This window comes from Desulfitobacterium sp., assembly GCF_035539115.1.
Taxonomy (GTDB): Bacteria; Bacillota; Desulfitobacteriia; order Desulfitobacteriales; family Desulfitobacteriaceae; genus Desulfitobacterium_A.
This window is the reverse complement of the sequence record NZ_DATLJA010000030.1, coordinates 1-13,281: the sequence shown is the minus strand read 5'-3', so window position 1 is coordinate 13,281 and position 13,281 is coordinate 1. Positions and strand designations below refer to the sequence as shown.

The window sequence follows — 13,281 nt, the reverse complement described above, 5'->3', positions numbered from 1 at the left end:
GAAAATGACCTCTCCGAACTATTGATTTTACTGGGCTAAAGGGGTTCTGTTTTTGATTAGGGACTACAAAGATTTCTTGAAACCTGAAACCCGCTCCCAGCTTGCATTGGTAATTTATGTCGCCAAACTTGGGTTATATATCATTTACAAGCGGTTAGAAAAGTAAAAGCTCATTTTATTTTTTTAGAGTATTAAAGTAAAATTCCTCTTAGGTCGTCTACCCGATTTACCATGTATGTGGGGCTTTCCATTTTAAGTTCATCTCGAGTGCCATATCCATATAAAACACCGATCGAATCGATGCCAATTTCCCTGGCACCGATTATGTCGAACTTTCTATCTCCGATCATGACAACATTGGTTTTGCCCTGTATGTCACTTTTCTGTAAAGCGTACGCAATAACTTCACTTTTTTTCGTCCGACTTCCGTTCAAGTTACTCCCACCAGTAAAACAAAAATATTGATCTAAATTAAAATGATCTAATATGCGCTGTGCGAAATCCGTAGGTTTCGATGTCGCTAGGATTATCTTTAGGTCCTTGCTGGACAGATTTTCGAGCAATTCTGGAATCATTGGGTAAACTGCATTTTCGAATATACCTTTAGACGAAAAGTACTCTCGATACTTTTCGATAGCAAGTATGGACATATCCTCATCAAAATGATAATACTCCATAAAAGATTCTTTAAGTGGAGGCCCAATAAACCTTGTTAAGCTTTCAGGATCTATCTCTTTGATTCCAAAATAGTTTAAGGCGTATTGAACAGAGTTTAGAATACCTAACTTTGAATCTGTTAAGGTACCATCTAAATCAAAAAGTATAACGTCATAGTTTCGTTTCATTATGCTTAATATCCTATCCTTTCAAATCTATTTTTAAACACGACTTTAAGCTAAGTTTCGTCGGAACATCTGTTTTCTTAATTATTTCACCACACGTTACAGTCATTGTAATTCATATTAACTCTAAAATGAAATCCTTTTTCAGATTGAAAAAGGGTATTTTTTTGTGAAATTCGGCAAAAATGGGATTAAGGAGTTGAAAGAGTATGACACAAAAAATATGCACAGCGAACTGCCTTTTTCACATTGATGGACGTTGCCGATTAGAACACCGACACGGGGAGAAAGGCCCAGTTTGTCCACATTATATTAGTCAAGGGATGAGTAGAGGAGGAATATAACCTATGAAGGATGAGCGAACTGCGAAGGGTGATCAAGCCATAAATGGGGCTCAAGCGAAGAAAGAAAAGAAGATTATGCTTAAACGAACTGATCCCTATGAAGCTTTAAAGCTGGAGATAGCCGCTGAATTGGGCTTAATCGAACAAGTGCGCGATAGGGGGTGGCATTCTCTCAGCGCCAAGGATGCTGGTAAAATCGGGGGGATTATGACGCAGCGCAAGAAAAAAGAGCGCAGAGGAGAATAATATTCTGCAGATAGATTTGATAATATTTTAACTGAGTGATTGCACTCAATGGCTGAAATAGAATTCTTATGTTATAATACAGTTAATATTGTCCAATAAAGAGTGGGAGCGCGTCAACATTGAGCCAAACAAAACATCAACAAATTTTAAGCTTTATCGAGGACCTTGTTGTAGGAAGCAAGGTTTCTGTCCGTTTTATAGCTCGAGAATTGGATGTGAGCGAGGGAACCGCTTATCGAGCGATTAAAGAAGCTGAAAATAAAGGCTTTGTCCGTTCTATTCCCAAAGTGGGAACGATACGCATTGAAGGGGTCAAGGAACGTCAGATTGAAGATTTGACTTTGCGTGAAGTCTCGCAAATTGTGGAGGGAAGTGTCATCTGCGGAGCGGAAGGTCTTGATCATTCTCCCAATAGATTTGTTATCGCTGCGATGGAAATTGAAGCTATGGAGCGCTATTTAGAAGAAGTCGGGCTCTGCATCGTGGGAAATCGTCACGATGCCCAACTTTTCGCTTTAGATCACGGATCGCCGTTGCTTATTACGGGTGGATTTGATCCTGAGCAAGATGTTCTTGATTTAGCACTTCGAAAGAACTTAACGATCATTCAATCTCCATATGATACGTTTGCAGTGACGACGATGATTAATCGAGCTTTGTATGATCGGTTAATTGAGAAAGAACTCGTGCTCGTGGAAGATATCATGGTTAAAGATGTGCAATATTTAACGACGAAAGCAACGGTTCAAGATTGGTATGAACTTTCTCAGAAAACTTCCCATAGCCGTTTCCCCGTAGTCGATGAAGAAATGACGGTTGTGGGGATTATCACTGCCGTCGATCTCGCTGGAGCTAACATGAAAACTTCGGTCGTTGAGGTGATGAATTCGAAGCCCTATGTGGTAGGCCGAGATGACTCGGTTACCCATGTTTCTCGGATTATGGTCTGGGAGGGCTGGGAGATTGCCGCGGTTGTTGAGCAAGGAAAACTGATCGGAATCATTAGCCTCCAAGATGTGCTTGAAGCATATCAGCAGGTGCAACAACAGCCTCAATTTGGAGAAACCGTCGACAACCTAATTTTAAGCGGCTTTCGTTACGTCGAAGATCCGGAAAACCTCACAATTGCAGGGGAAATTACTAAGTTTATGATCAATGAATTTGGCTCGGTGAGCTGCGGTGTTTTAGTCACGGTTATGAATATGGCTGGCTATATTGCGCTGCGCAAACAACATCGCTTAGATGCTATCACTGAGAATTTTACGCTGTATCAGTTACAGCCGCTCGCGGTAGGAACTGAAGTGCGGATTACCGCAAAGCTTCTGTTGGTGACGAAAAAACATTGTAACATAGAAATCGATGTTTACGCTGAAAACGCGCTTGTGGCAAAGGGACTGATGTCAGCACGAATGGGCAAGGCAGTAAAAAGCTCTCTTAATTTATAGCTCAAAATGTCAAGGCGCCCAACAGTCTTGCTCAAACTTGAATGAATCGGCCTTGATTTACGGAATCAAGGCCTTTCCCATATAAAGAGGGGAGAAAATGATGTTTACCCACTTACATGTCCATACGGAATATAGTTTGCTCGATGGAGCGGCACGGATTAATAAAGTAGTGCAACGGGCAGCGGAACTCGGAATGACGTCTTTAGCCATCACGGATCATGGTGTGATGTATGGAGTCATCGATTTTTATAAAGCTTGTCATAAAGCAGGAATCAAGCCGATCATCGGGTGTGAGGTTTATGTCGCTCCGCATGGACGAAAGGAACGGACTCCGGGAAGAGACGATAAAAACCGTCACTTGGTCTTACTCGCGGAAAATGAAGAAGGTTACCATAGTCTGGTGCGATTGGTGACCCTTGCCCAGGTGGAGGGGTTTTATTATAAACCGCGCGTCGATAAAGCGTTGTTACGCGAGCATAGCCGAGGGCTAATCGCGCTCAGTGCCTGCTTGGCGGGGGAAGTCTCGGAGTATCTTTTAAACAATCAATATGAAAGTGCTTGCCAAGCGGCTTTGGAATATCAAGAGATATTTGGAAAAGGGAATTTCTTTTTAGAAGTCCAAGATCACGGTTTAGAGGAGCAGCGACGAGTCAATGCTGGCATGTTCAAAGTCCATGAACAGACAGGGATCCCGATGGTGGCGACGAATGACGTTCATTATATTAAACAGGAAGACGCGTTTGTTCAGGATGTGCTTCTGTGCATTCAGACCGGAAAGAATTTAGCGGATGCTTCACGCATGAGCTTTTCCAGTCAGGAATTTTTCCTCAAATCCGAAGAAGAGATGAAGCTGCTGTTCGGGGAGCATCCGGAAGTCCTCGAAAATACGGCCCTGATTGCTGAACGTTGCCAAGTGGACTTCACGTTCGGCGATCATTACTTGCCCGTATTCCAAGTTCCAGAAGGGTATACGCTGGACACTTACTTGCGTCAGGAATGTTTGGAAGCGTTTCCGACGTTTTATCCCGAGCAGACGGAGGAACAAAAAGAGCGCTTGGAGTATGAACTTGGGGTCATTTCCCAAACGGGGTTTTCAGGATATTTTTTAATTGTCGCAGATTTTTGTCAGTATGCCCGCACGCACGGTGTCGGCGTCGGACCAGGCCGTGGGTCGGCCGCAGCAAGCATGGTGGCATATCTGTTGGAGATTACTACGGTTGAACCGTTACAGCATGATTTACTTTTTGAACGATTTCTCAATCCGGAACGGATCAGTATGCCGGATATTGACATCGATTTTGACCCAGAGGGCCGGGAACGTGTCATCCATTATGTGACGGAAAAATACGGGACCGATAAGGTGTGCCAAATTATCACCTTCGGAACGATGGGCGCTAAAGCTGCAATTCGCGATGTCGGACGTGTTCTGGCTTTGCCCTTAGCCCGGGTGGATAAAGTGGCGAAAGCCATACCAAGCGATATTGGGATGACGTTGGAAAAAGCGTTAGCGGTTTCACCCGATTTGCCCAAGATGATTGCTGAAGATCCAGAGATCAAACGTCTCTTTGAGCTGGCCCAAGCGGTTGAAGGGATGCCAAGGCATGTTTCAACCCATGCCGCTGGGGTGGTAATCGCTAAGGATCCCTTGATGAGTTATCTACCTCTCCAGAAGACATCAGACGGCAGTTTTTTAATGACTCAGTTCCCGATGAAAACTGTGGAGGAAATCGGGCTTTTGAAAATGGACTTCTTAGGTTTGCGCAACTTGACGATCCTCCAAGTGGCTTTGAGGCTGATTCAAGAAACGCACGGACTTGCGCTCGATCTTCAGCATCTTCCCCTTGATGACCCGGAGACTTACGCTTTGCTTTCTTCCGGGAATAGCACTGGTGTATTTCAGCTCGAGAGTGGGGGCATGCGATCGGTTCTCAAAGACTTGAAACCGACCTGCTTTGAAGATATTATTGCAGTGTTGGCCCTTTACCGTCCGGGTCCGATGGACCAAATTCCTGAATTCATCCGCCGTAAACATGGGGGTGAAATTACCTATCTGCATCCGAAGCTGGAACCGATTTTGCGTTCGACGTATGGAATTATCGTCTATCAGGAACAGGTCATGCAGATTGCTCGAGATTTGGCGGGATACTCGTTAGGCCGAGCGGATTTGCTCCGTCGGGCAATGGGCAAAAAGAAAAAAGAAATCATGGAAGAGGAACGGCAAAATTTTATCTATGGGTTACAAAACGCCGATGGAGAATGGGTCATCTCAGGAGCGTTAAAGTTAGGACTCACTGAGAAAGATGCCGGAGAAATCTTCGATTTAATGGCCAAGTTTGCGGAATATGGGTTTAACAAGGGCCATGCGACCGCCTATGCCGTGATCTCTTATCAAACCGCCTATTTAAAAGCCCATTATCCTCAGGAATTTACCGCTGCGTTACTGAGCACAGTCATGAATTCTTCGGACAAAATTTCCTTCTATATTCAGGATGCGAAAACGTTAGGAATCCAAGTTCTGCCTCCAAATGTTCAAAAAAGCGGGGTGGATTTTAGCATCGAAGGAGAAGGGATCCGATTCGGTTTGGGTGCTATTCGCAATGTGGGTGCGAACGTTGTTGAGAAAATTCTTGAGGCACGGCAGGACGGCCCCTTTACCTCACTTTATGATTTTTGTATCCGCGTCGATAGTAAGGTATTAAATAAACGGGTTTTAGAAAGTTTATTAAGAGCAGGGGCTTTTAGCTCGCTCTGTGGTCGTGCCCAGGGACTTTTGGGATTGGACCAGGTTCTGGAGATGGCTCAGCAGCGACAGAAAGATAAAGAAAGTGGCCAAATCTCGCTCTTTGATTTGGGCGATTCTGTGGACGAAGGGCTGACCTTACCCGAGATCGCTGAATTCCCAGAACGCGAGTTGCTCAATATGGAAAAAGAGTATTTAGGTCTTTACCTTTCAGGGCATCCCCTTTCAGGGGTCATGGACAAGCTTAAGAACGCCATTTCTTCAGACATTATGACCTGTCTCGAGTCCGAAGAAGACCATCGTGTGATTCTGGGAGGCTTAGTTACCGGATATCGAACGACCGTTACAAAAAAGGGGGAGATGATGGCAAGCTTTTTTCTCGAAGATTTAACCGACACGATTGAAGTCCTGATTTTTCCTCGCGTTTTTGCGCAAATGTCGGGACTCGGCGATGATCAAATCCTGATTATCGAAGGGAAATTTAATGTCCGCGAGGATGAGAAGAAACTTTTTGCTGAAAAAATCTATGATTTAGATCATTTACCCGAGCATCGGACGCCGCATAACCAGGGCACGAGTACTTACTTAAGTACGCCTCCCCAAACTCTCGCGAGCAGGAAGTCCGATCAGAGCGCTACCCTCAAACAAAAAAATGATTTAAAGCAGAGAAAACTTTTCCTGAGATTTTCTCAGGAGGACACACCCCTTTTAGATCGAGTCCTACCCATACTTCAAAGGTATACAGGTCCCTGTCCGGTCTATTTCTATTTTGAAGAAAACAAGAAAGTTATCCAAAGCCGACAAGAATTTTGGGTTAAAGATTTAGAAGCGCTCATTGGGGATCTCGGGCAAATCCTGGGGCAAGAAAATGTGGCGTGGAAGGTTAGTTGAAGTGAGGTATGAATGTGAAAACTGCAATTTATCCAGGTACATTTGACCCTGTAACCAATGGACACTTGGATATTCTAGCTCGAGCATCGGAGATTTTTGATGAAATCATTATGGCTGTTGCGGTCGATAGTAATAAAACTACTCTTTTTTCCCTCGAGGAGCGGGTAGCTTTGTTAGAAGAAGCCACCAAAGACATGAAAGGGGTAAAAGTCAAAGGATTTGAAGGACTTACGGTTGAACTCGCACGGCGGTGCGGTGCAAAAGCAATTCTCCGAGGCTTGAGAGTCATGGCGGATTTTGAATACGAATTCCAACTCGCTTTAATGAATAAGAAACTCGCGCCAGATATCGAAACCGTTTTTTTGATGACCAAAAGTGACTTTTCCTTTATCAGTTCGAGCTCGATTAAATGGGCGGCCAGCCTTAAAGGAAGTATCTCTGAGTTCGTGCCCCCACATGTGGAAAAGGCGCTTTTGGAGAGATATCCACACGATTGATAGCCAATGGTTTCGACTCGCTTTTTTGCACGATCCTTGTCACGTCCCTTTCTTGCAGAAACTCAGGGGCTATGATATGATAAATCAATGATAAATGCTTATCTGCTATTATTTTGATAGCTGTCATAAAACGTTAATACAGTAACGGTTAGAACATATCCGTCAAACGGGGTATGTTTCTCTTTTTGAATAAGGGGGATCAATTTATGTGGACCGTTATTTACATTGCGCCCAATAAGGCGATTGCAGAAAAGTACAAAAAAATTTTAATGGATGAAGGAATGCTGGTTCAACTCAGGCCCATTGGTTCAGCCCATTTGGGTGAGCATGCTTCTGTCGAAATCCTCGTTCCGGAATCGGAAGCGGAAGAAGCAAATGAGATTATTACTAGCCTGATGAGGAGCTAGTTAGAGTATGTTTAAAGATATATTTCGTAAACCTAAATATGTAACCCTACCCTCGACGGGGTCTGTTCAGCAACAGAATCCACCGGCAGCGCCCTCGAATCGTAAAGAGCTACCCGATGGTCTGTGGGTGAAGTGTTCCAACTGCGGGGAGGCTCTCTATAAAAAAGACCTTGTGGAGAATGATCAGGTCTGCACAAGCTGTAATTATCATTTCCGAATCACTGCGCATGAACGCTTAGAGCTAATTACTGATCCCGGAAGCTTTGAAGAATGGGATGTTGAACTCCATTCGAATGACCCACTGGAATTTCCAGGTTATGGTACGAAACTAAAGCAAGCAGAAGAAAAATCTAAGCAGACGGAATCGGTTCTTACCGGAAAAGCGACGATTGAGGATTCCCCGGTTGTGTTGGCTATTAATGAAGGAAATTTCATGATGGGCAGTATGGGATCGGTTACAGGAGAGAAAATTACGCGGGCCATTGAACGCGCCATCGAACTGCGTTTACCCGTTATTATTTTTTCAACGTCTGGTGGAGCACGGATGCAGGAAGGGATTTTGTCCCTTTATCAAATGGCGAAAACAAGCGCTGCACTGGCTCGTTTGTCCGAAAATCATTTGCTCTATATTTCCGTGCTGACGGATCCTACGTTTGGAGGAGTCACAGCAAGTTATGCCTCCTTAGGAGATATCCAGATTGCCGAGCCGGGAGCACTCATCGGATTTACCGGCCCACGTGTGATTAAACAAACTATGCGGCAAGAACTTCCTCCTGGAGCGCAGACCGCTGAATTTAACCAAGACCATGGACTTATCGACCTTGTGGTTGAGCGCTCACAGATACGTTCTGTTTTAGGCCGTTTGTTGCGCTATCATCAGGAAGGGGCAGATTATGGCACAACACTTCGAATTTGAAAAACCAATCCTTGAGCTCGAACAGAAAATAGCTGAACTTCAGGCATTTTCCCGAGATAAAGAGCTTGACTTGACTCAAGAGATATCAAAGCTTCAGCATAAACTTGTTCGCCAGAAAAAAGAGATTTATGGTCATCTTGAACCTTGGCAAAAGGTGCAAATTGCCCGTCATTCGGAACGTCCCAATTTTTATGATTATGCCCCCTTGCTCTTTGAGGACTTCATCGAGTTGAAAGGTGATCGTTTGTTTGCCGATGATCGGGCGATTGTTGGAGGCATTGCGAGTTTTCGGGGGATTCCCGTGACGGTAGTTGCCCATGTCAAAGGGAAAGATACTAAGGAGAATATCCAACGGAATTTTGGTATGCCTCATCCGGAAGGGTATCGTAAAGCCTTGCGCTTAATGGATCAAGCGGATAAATTTAACCGCCCGATTTTGACCTTTATCGATACCCCCGGGGCGGCTTGCGATCTAGAGGCTGAAGAAAGAGGCCAGGGTGAAGCTATTGCTCGTTGCTTACAGGCGATGGCTGGGTATCAAGTGCCTATTATCAGTATGGTCATTGGTGAAGGTGGGAGCGGTGGAGCACTGGCTCTGGGTGTCGGGAATGTCGTTTTGATGTTGGAGAACTCGTTTTATTCTGTGATCGCTCCGGAAAGCTGTGCTTCGATTCTGTGGAAGGATCCGGGCAAGGCGAAAGAAGCGGCGTCTTCCTTGAAATTCACGGCTCAAGATCTACTTGCCTTGGGAGTCGCGGATGAAATCCTGCGTGAGCCCTTGGGGGGTGCACATAAAAACCTAACCAAAACGGCTGAAGAGATCGCTAACGGAATCGCTAAATATCTGGAGAAACTACGGGAACAGACTCCGGAGACTTTAAAGCAGCAACGCTATGAGAAACTGAGAGCGATTGGACAGTTTGAAGAGCGAGCAAGCCAGGAAGCAACTGGGCCATCCGAGATTGATGAGTCATTCGAAATAACGGATTCAGCTGATACTACCGGGCTCTAATGAGAAGATGAGAAGGGCCTGTTAAAGAAAGACTTGACTATTTTTTTTAGAAATGGTACTATAACAAACGTCATCTGTATTCGTAAGTCTTGCGAGTGTGGCGGAATCGGCAGACGCGATGGTCTCAAAAACCATTGGGTGAAAGCCCGTATCGGTTCAAGTCCGATCACTCGCACCATATATGGATTTTAGAAAAGAGCTATAAGGGCTCTTTTTTTGTTTGTCTTTGTTAGTCTTGTATATGAATACTATCTTAAGTATTTATGGAAACCCAATAAATATTGAATCAGAACGTGTATTAACGTTCTGGTTTTTTGTCCTCTCTAAGATAATTTATATATAGGCTGATATACAAGGAGGAATATGTTAAAAAAATGTAGAATTTTTAGACAATGGTTATCTGGGGCTTCGAAAGGTCCCATAATGAAGATTAGTGTAAATACGTCTAATGTCTATAATCGGAAGCTGAAGAAGTTTCATATAAGGCAAATATGAGAAGTTTAAAAAAACCTTAAATATTAGCAATAATAGGAAGTTCAAGGGGGCGGACATAATGTCTAAAAACAATCGAGATTTTTTTAAACAAAAGAAAATTTGGTCTGAAGTTAAAGACGAGTTACTCGGTTGCTATTTGGTGCCGTATTTCAATAAGATGATGTCAATGAGCAAACCCATCCTATATGTGGATTGCTTTGCGGGCAAAGGAAAGTTTGATGATGGCAAGAACGGTTCACCTCTAACTGCATTGGACAGTTTGGACAGGAGTATTGCGCAGTATCGCACTGCCCATCCTTATGGAGAATTTACGCCAGAAGTCTATATGCAATTTATAGAATTAAATCATGCAAAAGATTTAGTGGCAAACCTTGCTAATCAACCTATGGGGCGTTGTGAGATTATAGAAGGCAAATTTGAGGATAACATCATACCCCTGCTGCAGAATGCAAATAAGAGGTATCGCAATCTCAACGTATTTCTTTACGTTGACCCTTATGGAGTGAAAGTTCTCAACGCTGCTTTATTTGATTCACTGCCAACTGCATTTAGCACCGCCGAATTGCTGATAAACCTTAACTCCTTCGGCTTTATTCGTGAGGCATGCCGGGTCATGAAAGTAACTTTCCGCGAAAGAGAGGACGAGATTTTCAGCGACATTGAGGAATACGACAGTTCCGTGATGGACTCGATAGCTGAACTCAATGCTATAGCTGGTGGCGACTATTGGCATTCTATCATCACTGATTACAGCAAAGGAACAATCGATTGTTACCAAGCAGAGAAGGCGTTTTCCATGCAATACAAACTGCGCTTGCGGCAAAAATATAATTATGTTCTGGATATGCCAATTCGCCTGAAAGCAGGGCAACATCCGAAATACCGATTGGTTCATGCGACCAACCACCCTGACGGCTGCACACTTATGGCCGATAATATCGCTAAGAGAACAGACCGTCTGGTTATTGAAATTCAAAGCGGCGGGCAGCTTTCCTTGATACCACAGACAGCTGAAAATGAAAGGATTGACGATAACGTTCTTGAGGAAAAGGTTCGCAGGCTGCTCTCAACGACAACGGAATTTACTCGTCTTAACAAGTTCCTGGCCGGCTTTTATAACGAGTATGGTGTATTGTGCGATTTATCTCGTCTGTGCAGTGGACGAAGTGGCTCTATTCTCAAGACATTTGAAAAGAACGGAGAAATTCTCGTTTCGAGAAATCCAGCTTGTACCGACAAAAGAAAACCTACGAAATTTTGGCAAGAGGGCAAAGGCAATACATTGATGCTAAGAAGGAAGCGATTGTAATGGACACTATAACGCGAAAGACAATGTTGTACAAGACGGGCGTCGAATATGGGGATTATACAATGAACCATGTGTTAGGGTGTTCCCACGGATGCCTCTACCCCTGCTATGCTTTTTTGATGGCTAAGAGGTTTGGCAAGGTCGCCAACTATGAGACGTGGTGTACGCCTAAGCTGGTGAGCAACACGCTTGAAATACTCGATCATGAAATTCCACGGTTAAAATCAAAAATAGAGTCCGTCCAGCTTTGCTTTACCACCGACCCATTTATGTTCGGATATGAGGAAGTCGGGGAAATGAGCATGGCGGCAATAAAAAAACTAAATGCTGCCAGCATTCGGTGTACAGTCCTCACAAAAGGACTGTTACCCATAGAGTTGGCAGAGCAATCTCCAGCAAACGAATATGGAATAACACTTATTTCTCTTGACGAGAGTTTTCGCCAAAGAATCGAACCCCGAGCCTCCTCCTATGCGGACAGGATTGCCGCGCTAAAGGCTCTGCATGAAAAGGGGTGCCGAACGTGGGTGAGCATTGAACCCTATCCAACGCCTAATATAATAAAGCAGGACTTGCTTGAAATACTTAATGCGGTTTCTTTTACCAACAAAATTATTTTTGGACGAACTAACTATAGTAAAAATATTACAGCATTTAAAACTCATAGAGCATTCTATAACCAGCAAGTAGATATAGTAGTCGATTTTTGCAATAAGAGGGGTATTAACTATCATATAAAGAGTGGTACGATAACTTAAAACAGCATAAGAATGCGACAACTATGTATGTAATCACGCCACATAAAAACCACAATTGTAAATAAAGAGATGATATACAGATTAAGTAAAAATAAAAAGTATCTATACGTCGCAATTTAATCGCTTTTATGGAGGGCAAGAGATGAAGATTGTATCCCTGTTTAACAATAAAGGTGGCGTTGGAAAATCAACGTTAGGTTTCCACTTGGGATGTGCACTGGGAGAACTCGGGAAAAAAACTCTTCTCATTGATTTAGATCCTCAGTGTAATATGACTATTTCTGGAATGTTTGAGGACGGATTGCATCAGATTTGGCAAGAAGAAGACGAATTTATCGATGATTTCGAAGCAGCCGTTGAACAATATGGCTTAGAGAAAATAATAAGTAACCCTAGGTCAATTCACTTCCTTCTCAAACCTACAGAGGACGGATTAAATGAATTAACAGAATATCCACCTGTAATTAAACTCTATGATAATGTGGACTTAATCCCTGGACGACTCTCCTTGCATAAATATGAAAATAAACTTGCAGAGCGTTGGAGTGGATTGTACCAAAGCGACAATTTAAGTATTAGAACCGTGACGAATATTCGCAGAATCTTAATGGATATGACTATGTCCTGATAGATACTTCTCCTAGCTTAGGAATTCTGAATAAAGTAATCATTTCCACTGTTGATGGTTTTATAATTCCGGCCTTGCCAGATATGTTTAGTACATATGGTATTCGTAACATAGGAAATTCTCTGCAACAATGGCAGAGAGAGTTTGAGACGATATATAAACTTATATCAGAAGATAAAAGGGCAAGATTCCCTGAAAAGTTTGTTCAATTCCTTGGATATACAATATACAATGCAAAAAGGCAGTCTAAGCATCAAAATGCATATGATTTGGCAGTTGCACATTATGCATACGCAAAAGAAATGCCGAAAATCGTTGATCGGTATATAATACCTCAAAACAGAGCTCCTGTTGCTGACATTATGAATCCAATCGGTGGTGTTGCGGTTATGCACTCTCATAACACATTCCCCTCTGTGGCGCAGGCGCTTAAGTGCCCAATGTGGCTTGTCCCTCAAACTTATAAATATTATAACCCAAGTTTGGCGACATATTTTACCAAACCCTGATGTGCCATGACTTTTAGGCGACTAACCCTGATATTGTAGTCCTAAATATTTGATGGAAAATACCCATTATTACTTTGAAATCATCACTTTATGTGCTATACTTAGGGTAGTCCTAATACTTTTGACTGGAGGGCTACCATGTTTCTCAAAAAAGTTACCCTTAAGCAAGAAGGTAAAACCTACAATTACTATAAAATCGTCGCTTCTTATAGGGATAAAGACGGAAAACCCAAGCACCGCCT

General features: G+C 43.2%; 12 protein-coding genes and 1 tRNA gene. 12 read left to right on the top strand and 1 reads right to left on the bottom strand.

Annotation, left to right across the window (positions count from 1 at the left end; genetic code table 11):
• Nucleotides 1-191: 191 nt before the first annotated feature.
• The gene (locus tag VM640_RS05980; RefSeq protein WP_325390511.1) at nucleotides 192-845 is read right to left on the bottom strand and encodes an HAD family hydrolase; all 654 of its coding nucleotides are present in this window, start codon (nucleotides 843-845) and stop codon (nucleotides 192-194) included.
• 344 nt (nucleotides 846-1,189) lie between these two features.
• Here VM640_RS05980 and VM640_RS05975 point away from each other — a divergent pair, with 344 nt between their 5' ends.
• From VM640_RS05975 to VM640_RS05920, 12 genes are all read left to right on the top strand, one after another.
• Entirely contained in the window at nucleotides 1,190-1,432 is a 243-nt protein-coding gene (locus VM640_RS05975; protein ID WP_414647916.1) for an alpha/beta-type small acid-soluble spore protein, read from the top strand.
• A gap of 119 nt (nucleotides 1,433-1,551) precedes the next feature.
• Nucleotides 1,552-2,877: a DRTGG domain-containing protein gene (locus VM640_RS05970; protein WP_325390510.1), complete on the top strand. Its 1,326-nt coding sequence runs from the start codon at nucleotides 1,552-1,554 to the stop codon at nucleotides 2,875-2,877.
• Nucleotides 2,878-2,974: 97 nt separating this feature from the next.
• Nucleotides 2,975-6,508 carry a DNA polymerase III subunit alpha gene (locus tag VM640_RS05965; RefSeq protein WP_325390509.1) on the top strand — a complete coding sequence of 1,178 codons (3,534 nt, stop codon included), beginning with the start codon at nucleotides 2,975-2,977 and terminating at the stop codon, nucleotides 6,506-6,508.
• A 14-nt stretch (nucleotides 6,509-6,522) separates the two neighbouring features.
• Nucleotides 6,523-7,005 carry a pantetheine-phosphate adenylyltransferase gene (coaD, locus tag VM640_RS05960; protein ID WP_325390508.1) on the top strand — a complete coding sequence of 161 codons (483 nt, stop codon included), beginning with the start codon at nucleotides 6,523-6,525 and terminating at the stop codon, nucleotides 7,003-7,005.
• Nucleotides 7,006-7,211: 206 nt separating this feature from the next.
• Nucleotides 7,212-7,412 carry a putative signal transducing protein gene (locus VM640_RS05955; RefSeq protein ID WP_325390507.1) on the top strand — a complete coding sequence of 67 codons (201 nt, stop codon included), beginning with the start codon at nucleotides 7,212-7,214 and terminating at the stop codon, nucleotides 7,410-7,412.
• Nucleotides 7,413-7,419: 7 nt separating this feature from the next.
• On the top strand, nucleotides 7,420-8,328 hold the full coding sequence (accD, locus tag VM640_RS05950) for an acetyl-CoA carboxylase, carboxyltransferase subunit beta (RefSeq protein ID WP_325390506.1): 909 nt from the start codon (nucleotides 7,420-7,422) through the stop codon (nucleotides 8,326-8,328).
• Nucleotides 8,306-9,340, top strand: coding sequence for an acetyl-CoA carboxylase carboxyltransferase subunit alpha (locus tag VM640_RS05945; RefSeq protein WP_325390505.1), 1,035 nt, complete (start codon nucleotides 8,306-8,308; stop codon nucleotides 9,338-9,340). The genes accD and VM640_RS05945 overlap by 23 nt, the downstream gene beginning before the upstream one ends.
• A gap of 91 nt (nucleotides 9,341-9,431) precedes the next feature.
• A tRNA-Leu gene (locus VM640_RS05940) sits at nucleotides 9,432-9,518 on the top strand.
• 375 nt (nucleotides 9,519-9,893) lie between these two features.
• Entirely contained in the window at nucleotides 9,894-11,144 is a 1,251-nt protein-coding gene (tcmP, locus tag VM640_RS05935; protein ID WP_325390504.1) for a three-Cys-motif partner protein TcmP, read from the top strand.
• Nucleotides 11,144-11,902 (top strand): radical SAM protein, encoded by a 759-nt coding sequence (locus tag VM640_RS05930; protein ID WP_325390503.1) that lies wholly within the window; start codon nucleotides 11,144-11,146, stop codon nucleotides 11,900-11,902. The genes tcmP and VM640_RS05930 overlap by 1 nt, the downstream gene beginning before the upstream one ends.
• A 142-nt stretch (nucleotides 11,903-12,044) precedes the next feature.
• A complete protein-coding gene (locus tag VM640_RS05925) occupies nucleotides 12,045-12,530 on the top strand; it encodes a ParA family protein (RefSeq protein WP_325390502.1) in 486 nt (161 codons plus the stop codon).
• Nucleotides 12,527-13,039, top strand: coding sequence for an AAA family ATPase (locus VM640_RS05920; RefSeq protein ID WP_325390512.1), 513 nt, complete (start codon nucleotides 12,527-12,529; stop codon nucleotides 13,037-13,039). Before VM640_RS05925 ends, VM640_RS05920 begins: the two co-directional genes overlap by 4 nt.
• The last annotated feature ends 242 nt before the right edge of the window (nucleotides 13,040-13,281 follow it).

Bases quoted from the DNA above. Each gene is read 5' to 3' on its own strand.
- accD (WP_325390506.1), top strand. From the start codon at position 7,420: ATGTTTAAAGATATATTTCGTAAACCTAAATATGTAACCCTACCCTCG.
- tcmP (WP_325390504.1), top strand. From the start codon at position 9,894: ATGTCTAAAAACAATCGAGATTTTTTTAAACAAAAGAAAATTTGGTCT.
- VM640_RS05945 (WP_325390505.1), top strand. From the start codon at position 8,306: ATGGCACAACACTTCGAATTTGAAAAACCAATCCTTGAGCTCGAACAG.
- VM640_RS05955 (WP_325390507.1), top strand. From the start codon at position 7,212: ATGTGGACCGTTATTTACATTGCGCCCAATAAGGCGATTGCAGAAAAG.
- VM640_RS05975 (WP_414647916.1), top strand. From the start codon at position 1,190: ATGAAGGATGAGCGAACTGCGAAGGGTGATCAAGCCATAAATGGGGCT.
- VM640_RS05930 (WP_325390503.1), top strand. From the start codon at position 11,144: ATGGACACTATAACGCGAAAGACAATGTTGTACAAGACGGGCGTCGAA.
- VM640_RS05965 (WP_325390509.1), top strand. From the start codon at position 2,975: ATGATGTTTACCCACTTACATGTCCATACGGAATATAGTTTGCTCGAT.
- VM640_RS05925 (WP_325390502.1), top strand. From the start codon at position 12,045: ATGAAGATTGTATCCCTGTTTAACAATAAAGGTGGCGTTGGAAAATCA.
- VM640_RS05980 (WP_325390511.1), bottom strand. From the start codon at position 845: ATGAAACGAAACTATGACGTTATACTTTTTGATTTAGATGGTACCTTA.